The organism is Pseudomonas sp. S3_A03 (assembly GCF_054668275.1).
This window is the reverse complement of the sequence record NZ_CP162753.1, coordinates 703,131-717,287: the sequence shown is the minus strand read 5'-3', so window position 1 is coordinate 717,287 and position 14,157 is coordinate 703,131. Positions and strand designations below refer to the sequence as shown.

General features: G+C 61.7%; 12 protein-coding genes. 1 reads left to right on the top strand and 11 read right to left on the bottom strand.

Going from position 1 to position 14,157, the window contains the following annotated elements:
- Positions 1–9: 9 nt before the first annotated feature.
- From AB4O25_RS03135 to AB4O25_RS03090, 10 genes are all read right to left on the bottom strand, one after another.
- On the bottom strand, positions 10–1,563 hold the full coding sequence (locus AB4O25_RS03135; RefSeq protein ID WP_026067457.1) for a sugar ABC transporter ATP-binding protein: 1,554 nt from the start codon (positions 1,561–1,563) through the stop codon (positions 10–12).
- 65 nt (positions 1,564–1,628) lie between these two features.
- Positions 1,629–2,558: a sugar ABC transporter substrate-binding protein gene (locus AB4O25_RS03130; RefSeq protein ID WP_017530326.1), complete on the bottom strand. Its 930-nt coding sequence runs from the start codon at positions 2,556–2,558 to the stop codon at positions 1,629–1,631.
- A gap of 64 nt (positions 2,559–2,622) precedes the next feature.
- The gene (locus AB4O25_RS03125) at positions 2,623–2,799 is read right to left on the bottom strand and encodes a hypothetical protein (RefSeq protein WP_175404205.1); all 177 of its coding nucleotides are present in this window, start codon (positions 2,797–2,799) and stop codon (positions 2,623–2,625) included.
- A 110-nt stretch (positions 2,800–2,909) separates the two neighbouring features.
- Positions 2,910–3,956, bottom strand: coding sequence for a Gfo/Idh/MocA family protein (locus AB4O25_RS03120; RefSeq protein WP_460150465.1), 1,047 nt, complete (start codon positions 3,954–3,956; stop codon positions 2,910–2,912).
- A 154-nt stretch (positions 3,957–4,110) separates the two neighbouring features.
- Positions 4,111–5,121 carry a bifunctional inositol 2-dehydrogenase/D-chiro-inositol 1-dehydrogenase gene (locus AB4O25_RS03115; protein WP_017530324.1) on the bottom strand — a complete coding sequence of 337 codons (1,011 nt, stop codon included), beginning with the start codon at positions 5,119–5,121 and terminating at the stop codon, positions 4,111–4,113.
- A 19-nt stretch (positions 5,122–5,140) separates the two neighbouring features.
- Positions 5,141–7,072 (bottom strand): 3D-(3,5/4)-trihydroxycyclohexane-1,2-dione acylhydrolase (decyclizing), encoded by a 1,932-nt coding sequence (gene iolD / locus AB4O25_RS03110; protein ID WP_017530323.1) that lies wholly within the window; start codon positions 7,070–7,072, stop codon positions 5,141–5,143.
- Positions 7,073–7,082: 10 nt separating this feature from the next.
- The gene (locus AB4O25_RS03105; protein WP_017530322.1) at positions 7,083–7,898 is read right to left on the bottom strand and encodes a TIM barrel protein; all 816 of its coding nucleotides are present in this window, start codon (positions 7,896–7,898) and stop codon (positions 7,083–7,085) included.
- A 26-nt stretch (positions 7,899–7,924) separates the two neighbouring features.
- Positions 7,925–8,713: a 5-deoxy-glucuronate isomerase gene (iolB, locus tag AB4O25_RS03100; RefSeq protein WP_017530321.1), complete on the bottom strand. Its 789-nt coding sequence runs from the start codon at positions 8,711–8,713 to the stop codon at positions 7,925–7,927.
- Positions 8,710–9,603, bottom strand: coding sequence for a myo-inosose-2 dehydratase (gene iolE / locus AB4O25_RS03095; RefSeq protein WP_017530320.1), 894 nt, complete (start codon positions 9,601–9,603; stop codon positions 8,710–8,712). Before iolE ends, iolB begins: the two co-directional genes overlap by 4 nt.
- 106 nt (positions 9,604–9,709) lie before the next feature.
- Complete coding sequence (locus AB4O25_RS03090) at positions 9,710–11,647, bottom strand: bifunctional 5-dehydro-2-deoxygluconokinase/5-dehydro-2-deoxyphosphogluconate aldolase (protein WP_460150463.1); 1,938 nt, start codon at positions 11,645–11,647, stop codon at positions 9,710–9,712.
- 284 nt (positions 11,648–11,931) lie between these two features.
- Between AB4O25_RS03090 and AB4O25_RS03085 the strand changes: the two genes are divergently transcribed.
- A complete protein-coding gene (locus tag AB4O25_RS03085; protein WP_017530318.1) occupies positions 11,932–12,840 on the top strand; it encodes a MurR/RpiR family transcriptional regulator in 909 nt (302 codons plus the stop codon).
- Between the two features lie 131 nt (positions 12,841–12,971).
- Here AB4O25_RS03085 and AB4O25_RS03080 read toward each other — a convergent pair whose 3' ends face one another.
- Positions 12,972–13,865 (bottom strand): hypothetical protein, encoded by an 894-nt coding sequence (locus AB4O25_RS03080; protein ID WP_068934750.1) that lies wholly within the window; start codon positions 13,863–13,865, stop codon positions 12,972–12,974.
- Positions 13,866–14,157: the final 292 nt, after the last annotated feature.

Below are 14,157 nucleotides of genomic sequence, written 5' to 3'. Positions count from 1 at the left end.
GGCTGCTCGTCAGTGGACCGCGGTCATACCGGAGGCCAACTGCATGACTTTTTCCTGGGTCGCATCCGCGCGGTCCAGGGTGCCCATCAGTTCGCCTTCGTGCATCACCATCACCCGATCGCTCATGCCCAGCACTTCGGGCAGCTCCGAGGAAATCATGATCACCGCCATGCCTTCGCTGGCGAGGAACGAGATCAAGCGATAGATCTCGGCCTTGGCCCCCACATCGATGCCCCGGGTGGGTTCATCCAGGATCAACAACCGTGGGTTGGTCATCAGCCAACGGGCGAGCAAGGCTTTCTGTTGGTTGCCGCCCGACAGGGTGTCGATGCACTGTTCCAGGGACGGGGTTTTCACCCGCAGCTTCTTGCACATGTCTTCGCACAGCGCGCGCAGGGCTTTCTGCTGGATAAAGCCATTGCCTGAATAGTGCGACAGCACCGCCATCTCCATGTTTTCCAGCACCGACAGGCAGGGGAACAGGCCACTGAGCTTGCGGTCTTCGGTCAACAGCGCAAAACCTTTTTCAATAGCCATGTGCGGGTCGCTGATGCGTACCGCCTGGCCATCCAGGGTGATCTGGCCACCGTCGCTTGGGGTAATGCCGAACAGGGTCTCCGCCACGTTGGTGCGGCCCGAGCCCATCAACCCGGCGATGCCGAGGATCTCGCCGGCGTGCAGGTCGAACGACACGTCCTTGAACACTCCGTCCAGGCGCAGGTCGCGCACCGACAGCAGCAAGTCGCCAATCGGAGTCTCACGCACCGGGAACAACTGGCTCAGTTCACGGCCCACCATCATCGAGATCAGGCTGTCACTGTTCATGCTGTCGGCGCGTTGCAGGCCGATATACTGGCCGTCACGGAACACCGCCACTTCATCGGCGATGGCGAACACTTCGTTCATTTTGTGGGTGATGTAGACGATCCCTTTGCCCTGGGACTTGAGGTCGGCAATGATCGAAAAGAGGTGGGCGACTTCCTTCTCGGTAATCGCCGATGTGGGCTCATCCATGATCAGGATGTCGGAGTCGTAGGACACCGCCTTGGCAATCTCGACCATCTGCCGCTCGGCGATGCTCAGGTTGCCCACCTGCTCTTCCGGGTCGAGGTTGATGCGCAGGCGCGCCAGCAACTCGGCGGTGCAGCGGTGCATTTCGCGATGGTTGACCATGTGCAGGCTGTTGAGCTGCTCGCGGCCGATCCAGATATTCTCGGCGATGCTCATGTGCGGCATCAGGTTGAGTTCCTGGTGGATCATGGCGATCCCGGCCTTTTGCGCCGCCAGCGGTGTTTCAAACACGATCGGCTTGCCGCGCAGGCGGATTTCACCGGCGTCGGGCTGGTAGATGCCGGCGATGATTTTCATCAAGGTCGACTTGCCCGCGCCGTTCTCCCCCATCAGCGCCAGCACGGTGCCGGGGCGCACGCGCAGTTGCACATCGGCCAGGGCCACGACGCCGGGAAAGCCTTTGCTGATATTGACGATTTCCAGCAGGTAGGGTTCTTCCAGCGGCAACGGCTGGATACCGGGAGGCTGCGAGACAGCGGCTTGAGCGAGCATAAAGAAGTACTCCATCGGCAAGGCGGGCACGACCGCCCTGCCGTTTCGTTGTTGTTATGTCAGGGCTACTTGAACTTGGCGACGTTGTCCGGCGTGATCAGTTGGAACGGGATGATCACGTTCTGCTCGATGGGTTCGTTCTTGGCCATCTTGCGCGCCGTTTCGACCGACTTGTCCGCCTGGCCCTTGGCATCCTGGAACGCCGACACCGTCATGTCGCCCTTGGTGATCGCGTTGAGGCCATCCGGCGTGCCGTCGACACCCGCGATCAGCACGCCTTTCTTGCCTGCCGATTTCAGCGCCATGGACGCGCCAATCGCCATTTCATCGTTATTGGCCAGCACCGCGTCGAAATCGCGGCCTTGAGTCAACCAGTCATTGACCAAGGTCATGCCCCTGTCACGCAACCAGATGCCGGTCTGTTCCTGCTCGATCTTGATGCCTGGGTACTTGGTCAGGACCTCCTTCACGCCCTTGGTGCGGTTGGTGGTGGAATTGTTCGCCAGGTCACCCAACAGAATCACGACGTTGCCCTTGCCGCCGAGTTTTTCGGCGATGTATTGCATTTGCAACTTGCCGGCCTCGATGTCATCGGACACCACCGCCGCGACGCCTGGGGCGAGCGTCGCGCTGTCGGGACGGCGGTTGACGAACACCAGCGGAATTTTTGCAGCGGTAGCGGCCTTGATAATGTTCGCCGTAGAGGCGGTGTCCACCGGGTTGACGATGATGGCGTCGACTTTCTGGCTGATAAAATTCTCGACCTGGCTCAGTTGCTTGACCACATCGGCGCGGGCGTCTTCGAACTGCAACTGCACGCCGTCACCTTTTGGATAGGACTTGGCTTGCTTGTCCATGTCTTCGCGCAGGTAGGTTAGGAACGTGTCATCGAAGGCGGACATGCTCACGCCTATCTTCAGGTCGGCAGCCGAGGCAACACCGCTGGCCAGGAGCATGGACAGGGCCAGCGCGGTAAAACGGATCGGGGTCTTCATGAACGGTCTGTCTCCAGTTTCTTGTTGGTTTTGTGGACGTTGCGTTTATCAGAGGTTGCGTTTATCAGCGCTCGGCGGGCAGTCGCACGACCGGTGCGCCGGGAATGCAGCAGACCAGCGCGCCGTGGTTTTCGACGCACAGCACATTAAGGAAGGAGAAGTAGAACGGCCGGGCGCGGGGCAGAGCGCGGGGCGTTTGGGCGGGGCGTAAAACTCGCAGTACAGCGTTGAAGATTTTCATCTGACGGTACCTGGTTGTTTTTGATCTTGTTTTTGTTGAGTCGCCGGGGATCGGGCCCAGACGTACTTTATGCAACCTGGAAAAGACTTTATTGGAAAATAATTTCCATATCAACTTTTTTTAGAATTTAATTCTATTTTTGTTGAAACCACCTGCTGGCGCTCGGCGCTCAGGCGTGCGGCGTCCAATATACGGGTGGTTTCCAGGGCGTCATAGGCGCTCACGGGCAACACGCCCTGCCCTTGCACAGCGGCTTGCAACTGGCGATAGAACTGCGTCCAGCAACCTTTCTCCGACGGCACCCGCTCGCGCTCCCCACCGTGTTCGAACCAGCCCCAACGGCGATGCTCTTCAGCGCCCCAGTGCTCGCCTTCGGTTTTCGGTGATTTGCCGGCCATCAGCGCTTCTTCCTGACCGTCGAGCCCCTCCACGGTGTAACAGCCCGCACTGCCACTGACGCGAAAACGCGGGGCCTGGCTGTTTTGCAGGGCATTGCCCCACAGGTGGGAAATCACCCCGTTGGCGTGGGTCAGGGACACGAAAAAACCGTGGTCGACGCTGGGGTGTTCGGCCGTGTAGTGCAACTGCGCGAACACCCGGTCCACCGGGCCGAACAATTGCAGCGCCTGGTCCACCAGGTGGCTGCCCAAATCGCGCAGCCAGCCACCGCCGCTGGCGTTGCCCACCGCTTGCGGGCTGTAGCGTTCCACCCGCGACTCAAACCGGGTAATGGTGCCCAGGGCACCGGCGTCGATGAGCTTGCGCAGGGTCAGGTAATCCGAGTCCCAACGCCGGTTCTGGTAGACGCTCAGCAACACTTCATGGCGCTCGGCGGCAATGATCAGTGCACGGGCCTGTTCGGCGTTGGCGGCGAAGGGTTTGTCGCTGACCACCGTCAGGCCATGTTCGATGGCTTCCAGCACCAGCGCCGGGCGGCCTTTGAGAGTGGTAGAAATAACGAGGGCGTCGACCCCGGCTTCGACGATCTGGCCGATGCAGTCGAAGGCTTGGAGGCCGGGGTGGTCGGTATTCAACTGTTGGCGGCGCTCGGGGGAACGGGTGACGACGCCAACAAACGTGGCGCCGGGCAGTGTTGCAATCAGCGGCGCATGAAAAAAGCGCCCTCCATGGCCGTAGCCGACTAGTCCGATTCGCATGAACTCACTCCTTCTTAGAAGTGGAAACCGAGTCAAATGTGGGAGGGGCTTGCCCCCGATAACAGTGTGTCAGTCAAAAAAAATTTATCTGACCCACCGCCATCGGAGGCAAGCCCCCTCCCACACCGACTGCATTCCACCTGTGGATTTGCGATCAGCCGTAGAAGTGCGGGCGATCCGGCAGGCTGATCTTGACGATCTGCTCACTGCCCTGCGCCTGGATACACGCATCCGCCGCCACCGCCGCCGCGAAACCATCCCACGCCGACGGCCCACCGACCTGGCCGGCCCGCACGCTGTCGATGAACGCCTGCAACTCCACGTCATACGCGCCGATGAACCGGTCTTTCCAATCCATCAGAATCGCATTGGACAACTTCGCGCCGCTGCGCAGTTGCACCTGGGAAGGCTCCGGCAATTTGGCAATACCAGTCTCCCCCACCACTTCGCACTGGATGTCATAGCCGTATTGGCAGTTCACGAACACTTCCACGTCGATACGCGTGCCCTTGGCGGTCTCCAGCAGCACGATCTGCGGGTCGCGCAAGTGCGCCAACGCCTTGCTGGTCTTGCGCGGAAACACCACTTGCACGGAAACGTAGTCGTCGTTGAGCAACCAACGCAGTACGTCCAGCTCGTGGATCAAGGTGTCGGTGATCGCCATGTCGGTCTTGTAGTTCTCACCTACCGTCGGGTTGCGGTGGGCGCAGTGCAGCATCAACGGCTCGCCGATCTGGCCGCTGTCGATCACCGCCTTGAGGGCGCGATAGCCTTCGTCATACGGACGCATGAAGCCCACTTGCACCAGGCGCTTGCCGTGGGCCACTTCGGCGTCGACGATCCGGCGGCAGCCTTCGGCAGTCACCGCCAGGGGTTTTTCACAGAACACCGGTTTGCCGGCGGCGATGGCGGCGAGTACGAATTCTTCATGGCTGGGACCCCAGGAGGTCACCAGGATGGCTTCAACCTGTGGCGAGTTGATCAGCGCATGGCCGTCCGGGTACACCTCGGCGCCCAGTTTCAAATCCGCGACCACCTTGGCCGCTTGCTCAAGGTTGATGTCGGTCACCGCCACCACCTGGCTATTGAGCAGGGTCTGGCTGCAACGACGAATATGGTCACGGCCGATGGCACCGGTACCGATCACTCCAAGCTTCAACGACATACAAACACTCCTCTTGTTATTAGTACTGCCGGGCCTTCGCCAGGTGTTCATTGAGTTTTTTTGCAGCGGCATTCGTGCGTTCGCTGGTGGACACCTGCGCCACGCCCACCCGCCACCACGACAGGTAGCCGTGGACCATGGTTTTGGGCAGGACCTTGATGTCGATCAGGGTCGAGACCGTTTGCGTGCGCGCATCGGCCAGCGCGGCCTGGAGTTGCTCGACGCTGCTGACCTTGTAGGTCTTGCAGCCATAAGCCGCCGCGCTCATGGCGAAATCCACCGGCACCAGGCCGCCGTCGAGCTTGCCGCTCTCGGGGTTGCGGTAGCGGAACTCGGTGCCGAAGCTGTCCATGCCGTTACCGATCTGCAGGTTGTTGATGCAACCGAAGGCCATGTTGTCCAGCAGCACCACGTTGATCTTGCGGCGCTCCTGGATCGAGGTGGCCAGCTCGGAATGCAACATCATGTAGGAGCCATCGCCGACCAGCGCATACACCTCCTTGGTTGGTTCGGCCAGCTTCACGCCGAGGGCGGCGTTGATCTCGTAGCCCATGCACGAGTAGCCGTATTCGACGTGATAGGTGTTCACGCCTTTGCTGCGCCAGGCGCGCTGCAGGTCGCCGGGCAGGCTGCCGGCGGCGGCGACGATGATCGCATCGTCGGCCAGGCTGTCGTTGAGCACGCCGAGCACACGGCTCTGGGTCAGGCAGGAACCGGTCAGCTCGATAAATTCACGCAGTACCGCACGGTCCAGGTGGTCGTCGACTTCCGGCACGAAGGCATCGCCCGAGTACTCCACCTGATGCACACGGTCCACTTCGGCATCCAGTTGCGCCTTGGCGTCACGCACCTGTTCACCCCAACCGGAGCGGTAATCGCCCAGGGCGTCGGCCAGCGCGTCGAGGGCAACTCTGGCATCACCCAGCACCTGTACGCCGTCGAGTTTCAACGCATCGCAGGGGCTGATATTCAGGTTGAGGAACTTGACCTCGGCATGCTTGAACAGCGACTTGGACGAGGTGGTGAAGTCGGTGTAGCGGGTGCCGATGCCGATGATCAGATCCGCCTCGGGCGCCAACAGGTTGGCCGCCAGGCAGCCGGTTTCGCCAATGCCGCCGACGTTAAGCGGGTGGCTGGACACCAGCGCGCTTTTACCCGCTTGAGTCTCGGCGAACGGAATATCAAAGCGCTCGGCGAAGGCTTGCAGCGCGGCATTCGCGCCGGCGTACTTGACCCCGCCACCGCAGATGATCAGCGGTTTGCGCTTGCCGCGAAAAGCCGCCAACGCATCGCCGATCATCGCCGCGCTGGGCGGGCGCCGGTCAATACGGTGCACGCGCTTTTGCAGGAAGTAATCCGGGTAGTCCCAGGCTTCGGCCTGCACATCCTGGGGCAGCGCCAAGGTCACGGCGCCGGTTTCCGCCGGGTCGGTCAACACACGCATGGCATGGATCGCGGCGCTCATCAGTTGCTCGGGACGGTTGATGCGGTCCCAGTACTTGCTCACCGAGCGAAATGCATCGTTGGTGCTGATGCTCAAGTCGTGGAACTGCTCGATCTGTTGCAGCACCGGGTCGGGCTGGCGACTGGCGTACACATCGCCGGGCAGCAACAGCAACGGAATACGGTTGGCGGTGGCGGTCGCCGCGGCGGTGAGCATATTCGCCGCGCCGGGGCCGACCGATGCGGTGCACGCGTAGATCTTGCGGCGCAAATGCTGCTTGGCAAAACCGATGGCGGCATGGGCCATGCCCTGCTCGTTGCGGCCCTGATGCACCACCAGGTCGCCACTGTCCTGCTCCAGCGCCTGGCCCAGGCCCAGCACGTTGCCGTGGCCGAAAATCGTGAACACCCCGGCGACAAACTTGCTCTGTACGCCATCGACTTCGACGTATTGGTTATCCAGAAACTTCACCAGGGCCTGGGCCATGGTCAGTCGGGTTGTGGTCATGTCGCCCCCCTTAACGTTTTTGCAGGTGGGCAATGCTTGCGCCCAAGGCCTGCTGGATATCCGCCAACTCATGCACACTTTTCGCGAACGGCTCGAACGACAGGTAGCCGCTGTAGCCGGTGCTGAGCAAGGTGTCGATCTGTGCGGCATTGCCAAGAATATCGCCCTCGCCCACCAGTACGCGGTGGCCGTCACGGATCGAGTTGAGCGGCGCCTGGGCATCTTCCACGCCGGAGATATGGACCAGGCCGGTCAGTTGCGGGAAGAACTCCTGCTCGCCGGCCAAGTGATGGTGGAACGTGTCATGGACCAGGCGGAACACGTCCAGGCCACCGATGGACTGGATCGCGTCCACCGCCACGCGTTTGCGGCGCATCGAACATTCTTCGAACCCCAGGGGCTCGACGAAACCCAGAAGCCCATACTCGCGCAGGATCGGCGCCAGCTCGCTCAAGGCGGTGCGCAAACCGGCGGCGCGCTGCGCCTCATTGCGCGTGTCGCCGGGCTCATTGAACGGGCACATCACCAGGCCTTGGGCACCGCATTCACGGGCATAGGTGGCCAGCTCGATCGCCTGGGCGCGGCGTTCGTCGTTCCAGACGTCAAAGGGGTACAGCGCGTTGATCGACAGCACCGTAATGCCCTGCGCCGCGCATAACTCACGCACGCGGCTGGCGGGCGTGCCGTATTCGATTTGACGGTCTGCGAGGTCATTGCGGATCTCGATGGCGTCGCACTTGAGCGCAACCGCCAAGCCGATGAAGTCCGGCAGGGACAGGTTGGGCGCGACCATGCGGTTAAGGGCAAAACGTAGAGGCGACTTCATTGTTGTTGTTCTCCGTCCAAAACCGCTTAAAGGTCCAGCAGCCAGCTGTGCTGCGGGTCGTTGTGAAAGTGCCAGGCACGCTTGGGGCCGGCCATGACGTTGAGGTAATAAGATTCGTAGCCATACGGCACGCTGACCGGGTGATAACCCTTGGGCACCACCACCAGGTCGCTGTTTTCCACCGCCATGGCCTGGTCGATGCTGCGATCGTCGGTGTACACCCGCTGGAACACGAAGCCCTGGGGCGGGTTGACCTGGTGGTAGTAGGTCTCTTCCAGGAAGCTCTGGTGCGGCAGGTCGTCGGTGTCGTGCTTGTGCGGCGGGTAGCTCGATGAATGCCCCGACGGCGTGCGCACTTCCACCACCAGCAGCGAATGGGCCGGCTCGCTGTCGGGCAGGATGTCGCACACATAACGCGTGTTGGCGCCTTTGCCGCGCACACTGCGCTTGCAGTCTTGGGGGCGGATCAGGCGTGGTTCGTAACCCTGCGTACCGGGCGCGGCGCACACCGCAATCTGCACGTCGCTCAAGGCGGTAACCTGGGCCGAGGTGCCAGGCGGCAGGTAGGCGGCGAAAGGCGACTTGTCTTCAAATACCGACTGGCGATCACCGAGGTTCTGCCAGTTGAACCCTTCGCCTTCGATATTCACCCGGCCGCTGAGCAGTACCAGGCACAGCTCCTTGTCGCCGGCGCTGACCGGCAGCGTTTCGCCCAGGCTCAAGCGGTAGGCACTGAAACCGACGTACTCAAGGCGCCCTTGTTCCAGGGCAACCATGGTCTGCCCGCGTTTGCTGCTTTTAACCAACAAGCTCATGGTTGGGTCCTCTCATTGAGCAGAGCGCGCAAGGTGTCGTAACCCTTTTTCGCGTAGATATAGCTGGGCGCCACGGCCGGGTCCTGCTCGGCTTCCACCACCAGCCAACCCTTGTATCGCGCGGCCAGCAGCACATCGAGCAGCTCGGCAAAGTCGATATCGCCATCGCCGGGCACCGTGAAGGTGCCGTTGACGATGCAATCGGGGAAGCTCCACATCTGGTTGCGCGCCAGTTGCACCACGGGCTTGCGCACGTCCTTGAAATGCACGTGGCAAACGCGCTCGATATGCGTGCGCAGCACTTGGAGAGGCTCGCCGCCGCCCATGTAGCAGTGGCCCGAGTCGAACAACAGACCGACTTCCGGCCCCGTTCGCCGCATCAGTTGGTCGATGTCTTCGGGGGACTCGACGTAGGCCCCCATATGGTGGTGGTACGCCAGGCGCACGCCCTGGGACAGGGTAAAGCGCGCCAATTCCGTGAGCTTGTCGGCGTAGTCCTGCCAGGCCTGCTCGCTGTGAAAACGCGGGCGTTCGATCAGGCGAATGCGCGAGCCCTGGATCGAATCGGCCACCTCGCCGTACACCAGCACCGTGGCGCCGTTGTGTTTGAGTAACTCGACATGGCCGGCAATCGCGTCGATTTCCTCGGCCACCGAACGCCGCGCCAGGCGGCTGGAATACCAGCCGGAGACCAGTGCCAGGTCATAGGGGCGCAGTACCTCGCTCACGCCCTTGGCATCCTTGGGGAACTTGCCGTTGAGTTCAAAACCTTCGTAGCCGATCTCCTTGCCTTCGCTCAAGGCGGTGCTCAGCGGCGTTTCACCACCCAGGGCCGGCAGGTCGTCGTTGCTCCAGGAGATCGGGTTGATGCCAATTCGGATTGCGGGCATGGCTGCACCTTTTTGTTGTTTTACCTGAGATCGCTTGGATCTGCTTTCTGTGGGAGGGGGCTTGCTCCCTCCCACATTTGATTGCATTGCACCTGTAGAACGGTGTTCAGCCTCGGGCACTGCGCCAGGCGTTGATGAGCTGTTCGAACGTGGCCTGCACCTGCTGGACCAGGGTTTCATCATCGATCTGCCCCGCCATCCACGCCTTGCTCGGCTCCTGGAAGATCGTGCGACCCACGGCAAACCCTCGGCAGGTAGTGCTCAGGCGTGCTTGCCGAAAGCCGTCGGCCAAGCATTCCGGCGAGGCGTTGAGCCCCAGCAGCACCACGCCACGGCAATACGGGTCGCGCTCGTTGATCAGCGCATCGAGTCGTGTCCACTCCTCGGCCGTCTGCGCTTCGATCTTCCACCACGCCGGGTAGATGCCCAGGTTGTACAAGCGCTTGAGACTGCGGTAGAGCACGTCCGGGTAGGTGGACGGGTGATCCTTGGGCGGGATGACTTCCAGCAGCAGTTCATGGCCGCTGACGAGAGAGGCGTCGTACACCGCCTTGAGTTGCGCCTCCTGTTCCAGGCGCAGCATGGGCTCGTCGTCGGGGTGGTATTGCACCAGGCACTTGATGATCTGCTCCTGGGGCCAGGCGATCAGATTGCTGCCAATCGAACGGCCGTGCTCGAAGGCCAGCGGGCGCGAGTTCTGAACCTCAACCGGGCGCGCGACCCACCAGCCGCGACCGCTGGCGGCGTTGAGCGCGTCCTGGCCGAAGCGCTGGTCGGCCAACAGACCCACGTCGGCGTCAACGCCCTGCTCGGCGAGTTTGTGTTGCACACGTTCGATGGCTTGGATAAACAGCTGCTTGATATCGCTGATACGCGCCGGGTCCTGGCCACCGCGTTGCGCCAGGTCGACCAATTGCCAGCGGTGGTCAAACGCGAAGATAAACAGTTGCTTCCAGGCCTTGCGCGGCACGCTGACGCGATGCAGGCGCTGCAGGGTCACGTCCTGGTCGGGCCGGGTGATCGGCACCGGGCTGTTGAACAGATAATCCAGCTCGGCCGGGGTTGGCATCGCCGGGGCGCAGGCGTGGCGCGACACCACCAGGCCACCGCAGGCGTTGGCCAGTTGGCTGCAACGCTCATCGCTGGCGTCGTTGAGCCAACCACTGAGAAAGCCCGACATGAACGCATCACCAGCGCCCAGCACGTTAAGCACCTCCACGCGCACACCGGGGTAGATAGCGCCGTCTTCCAGGCGCGCAGGAATCGCCCCGTGAATCACCGTGCAGCCCTGCGGGCCGAGCTTGACGACCAACGTAGCCGGGGTGATTTCGCGCACGGTACGCAGCGCGGTGAGCAGGTCTTCACTGCCGCCGGCGATCAGGAATTCTTCTTCGGTGCCCACGATCAAGTCGAAACGCGGCAGGATCTTCTGCACATGCGCGCTGACCGTCTGGTCGGCGACAAAACGGGTTTCACCGTCGGCCTTGCCCGCCAAGCCCCACAGCACCGGGCGGTAGTCGATGTCCAGCACGCGCTTGACGTTGTGTTTGGCGGCGTAGTCCAGGGCCTGGATGCTGGCCTTGTACACGCTGTCGGTAGAAAAATGCGTGCCGGTGATCAGCAGCGCTTTGCTGGAGGCGATAAAGGCTTCGCTGATGTCCTCGGCGCGCAGGGCCATGTCGGCGCAGTTTTCGCGGTAAAACACCAAGGGGAAGGTTTCGCGGTCCTTGAGGCCCAGCAACACCAGGGCGGTGAGGCGTTCCGGGTCGACCTTGATGCCGCTGACGTCGCAACCTTCGCGGGCCAGGGATTCCACCAGGAAACGCCCCATATGGTCGTCGCCCACACGGCTGAGCATCGCCGACTTGAGCCCCAGCCGCGCGGTGCCGAAGGCGATATTGGCGGACGACCCGCCGAGGTACTTGGCGAAGCTGGACACGTCCTCAAGCCGCGCACCCACTTGCTGTGCGTAGAGGTCGACGCCCAGGCGCCCGAGGCAAATCAGATCCAATTGACGCCCACTGGCAAAACGAGTCTGGCCCATGCTGGCTCCTGTTATTTTTATCAGCCTGCGTTGTGCCGCCGTGGCGACGGCAAACGCTCTTGGTGGGAGCAGACTAGAACGTTCAGCGACGCCAATCAATATTTATTCCAGAATTATTTTTAGTGGAATATTTTTTCCAATAAGCCGGCATAATGGCACGCCAGCCGCCGTGCATCGTTTCAGCAGGCCACGGGGGCCGTGATGCCGGGGTATTTTTTTGCGCCTACCCTGTAGACTTGCGCCACCCATCAGCGCATCAGACGAACACGCCAGAAGGATTGCCCATGTCCCGCACCGATCCCGAGACCACCCTGGAAGCCCCCCTCGCCAGCCCTCCGATCAATGCCGAACGCCTGTTGCAGCTGATCACCGACGAATACGAAAGCCTGCCCCGCCAACTCAAGCGCATCGCCAGCTACATGAGCCAACAAAGCGACCGGATCATGGTCGACCGCATCAGCGACATCGCCCGCGAATGCGAAGTGCACCCTTCGGCCATCGTGCGGTTTTCCCAGCGATTCGGGTTCAGCGGGTTCAGCGAGATGCAGGCACTGTTTCGCGAGGCCTACACCCACAAGACCACGCCGGTGCAGAACTACCAGCAACGCATCCGCAGCATGATCGCCAATAAATCCCAGAAGGCCAGCGGCGGCGACCTGGCGCGCGAATGCGTCAACGCCACGCTGTCGGGCATCGAGCGCCTGGGGCTGGAACTGGATGACGTGGCGTTCGACAAGGCCGTGGACCTGGTGGTCAACGCCGACAATATCTATGTGGTTGGCGTGCGCCGCTCCTTTGCGGTGGCGGACTACCTGGTCTACAACCTGCAGCACACCAACAAACGCATTCACCTGATCTCTGGCCTGGGCGGCAGCTACCGCGAACAGATGCGCAGCGTGCGCGCCAATGACCTGGTGATCGCCATCAGCTTCACGCCCTACGGCAAAGAAACCCAGCACTGCCTGCGCATCGCCCAGCATCACCAGGCCAAGACCCTGATCATCACCGACAGCAACCTGTCGCCCCTGGCCAAGCGGGCGAATGCGGTGCTGTTGGTGAACGAAGGCTCGTCGTTTGCCTTCCGCTCGTTGAGCGCCACCCTGTGCCTGTGCCAGGCGTTATTTATTGCGGTGGCGTACCGGTTGGAGTTGAAGGTGGATGAGATCCACGAGCAAGTCGGGTTCGACGACTGACTAAATGGACCGCGCGGGGCTCGGGGTCAGTGCATGAAGATCGCGATCAGGATGATCACTGGGATCGGCACGCCGAGGAACCACAGAAGTAATGAACGCATGATGCTCTCCTTGAATGAATGGGCCTTGAATTAACGAACGTAGGTTTCGGTGTCGACGTACACCACCGCATCGCGACGACGACCGCCGAAGGTGGCAGCGAAGCTGGCGAAGAACGCACCGATCAACAAGGCGATGAACATCCACAGCGCGGTCCAGGCCGCGACTTTGGCGGCGGTGTCGGCGGCCTGTTTGGCTTTGAGCTTGGCGTCTTCGACGGCTTTACGGGCGTCGCCGTAGACCTTGTCGATACGCGCTTCGGCGTCGGCCTGGCTGAGGTTGGTGCGTTGGCTGATCAACTGCGCCAGGTAGGCGCGGTCTTCAGCGGCGAGTTGGCCATCGTGGCTGAGGGTGCGCGCAAAGATCCGCGCGACCACGCCATGGGCGGCGTCATCGCTGACGGCAACGGGGCGGTCATCGCGGAACAAGCTGTCGACGTAATAACCGAAGTCGTCGCCCTTCACGCCCTGCGTCGCAGTACCGGCGGCCTGGGCCGCACCCGAGGCCACGCTGGCCCCGGCTTGCACGCCGCCGCCGACCACACTGCTGACCGAGCCGACCACCAGGGTCGCCGTCACCAGCGTGGCCACCGCCCAGGCCAGGAAACCATGGGCGGTGTCGCGAAAATACACCTCATCGCCATGCATATTGGCCCACTTCACGCGCAAGCGGCCGGCGATGTAACCGCCCAGCCCGGACGCCACGATCTGGGTAAACGCCAGCCAAACAATGGTGGAAATGCCCAGCCCCTTGGCGCTGATACCGCTGCCGGCCCACGGCGATACCGCCGAAAAGCCCAGGCCGAAGCCCAGCAATACCAGGATCAGGGACAATGCGGCCGCCGCAGCGGCCCCGGCAAAAATCGCCCCCCAGGAAACCCCGGAGCGCGTGCTCGATTCTTGCAGCATGGAGGAGGATGTGATCATTGTTGTTGTGCTCCTGGCAGAAAAGGGTGTTACCCACTCCAAATTGCAGGCGCCGTGCCAGTCGGCAAATAAAATAAAACCTTTACATTTCAACCACCTAACTAAATTGAACTTACCCGAACCATGCAACTTGCAATAAATGACAGCGTGAGGCGGGCGTAATGCATTCCCACGCCCAGCCCCGCGTGGGCGAGAACGGGCGCGCGATTGAACGGCGGCGGTTCTGCAAAACATGAAGTTTTATTTAGGAAGCGTTCAGGCATTTGTTGGCAAAATAGCCGCACTTCAGTGT

Coding starts and splice junctions, on each gene's coding strand:
- AB4O25_RS03135 (WP_026067457.1), bottom strand. CDS start 1,563: ATGCTCGCTCAAGCCGCTGTCTCGCAGCCTCCCGGTATCCAGCCGTTG.
- AB4O25_RS03130 (WP_017530326.1), bottom strand. CDS start 2,558: ATGAAGACCCCGATCCGTTTTACCGCGCTGGCCCTGTCCATGCTCCTG.
- AB4O25_RS03125 (WP_175404205.1), bottom strand. CDS start 2,799: ATGAAAATCTTCAACGCTGTACTGCGAGTTTTACGCCCCGCCCAAACG.
- AB4O25_RS03120 (WP_460150465.1), bottom strand. CDS start 3,956: ATGCGAATCGGACTAGTCGGCTACGGCCATGGAGGGCGCTTTTTTCAT.
- AB4O25_RS03115 (WP_017530324.1), bottom strand. CDS start 5,121: ATGTCGTTGAAGCTTGGAGTGATCGGTACCGGTGCCATCGGCCGTGAC.
- iolD (WP_017530323.1), bottom strand. CDS start 7,072: ATGACCACAACCCGACTGACCATGGCCCAGGCCCTGGTGAAGTTTCTG.
- AB4O25_RS03105 (WP_017530322.1), bottom strand. CDS start 7,898: ATGAAGTCGCCTCTACGTTTTGCCCTTAACCGCATGGTCGCGCCCAAC.
- iolB (WP_017530321.1), bottom strand. CDS start 8,713: ATGAGCTTGTTGGTTAAAAGCAGCAAACGCGGGCAGACCATGGTTGCC.
- iolE (WP_017530320.1), bottom strand. CDS start 9,603: ATGCCCGCAATCCGAATTGGCATCAACCCGATCTCCTGGAGCAACGAC.
- AB4O25_RS03090 (WP_460150463.1), bottom strand. CDS start 11,647: ATGGGCCAGACTCGTTTTGCCAGTGGGCGTCAATTGGATCTGATTTGC.
- AB4O25_RS03085 (WP_017530318.1), top strand. CDS start 11,932: ATGTCCCGCACCGATCCCGAGACCACCCTGGAAGCCCCCCTCGCCAGC.
- AB4O25_RS03080 (WP_068934750.1), bottom strand. CDS start 13,865: ATGATCACATCCTCCTCCATGCTGCAAGAATCGAGCACGCGCTCCGGG.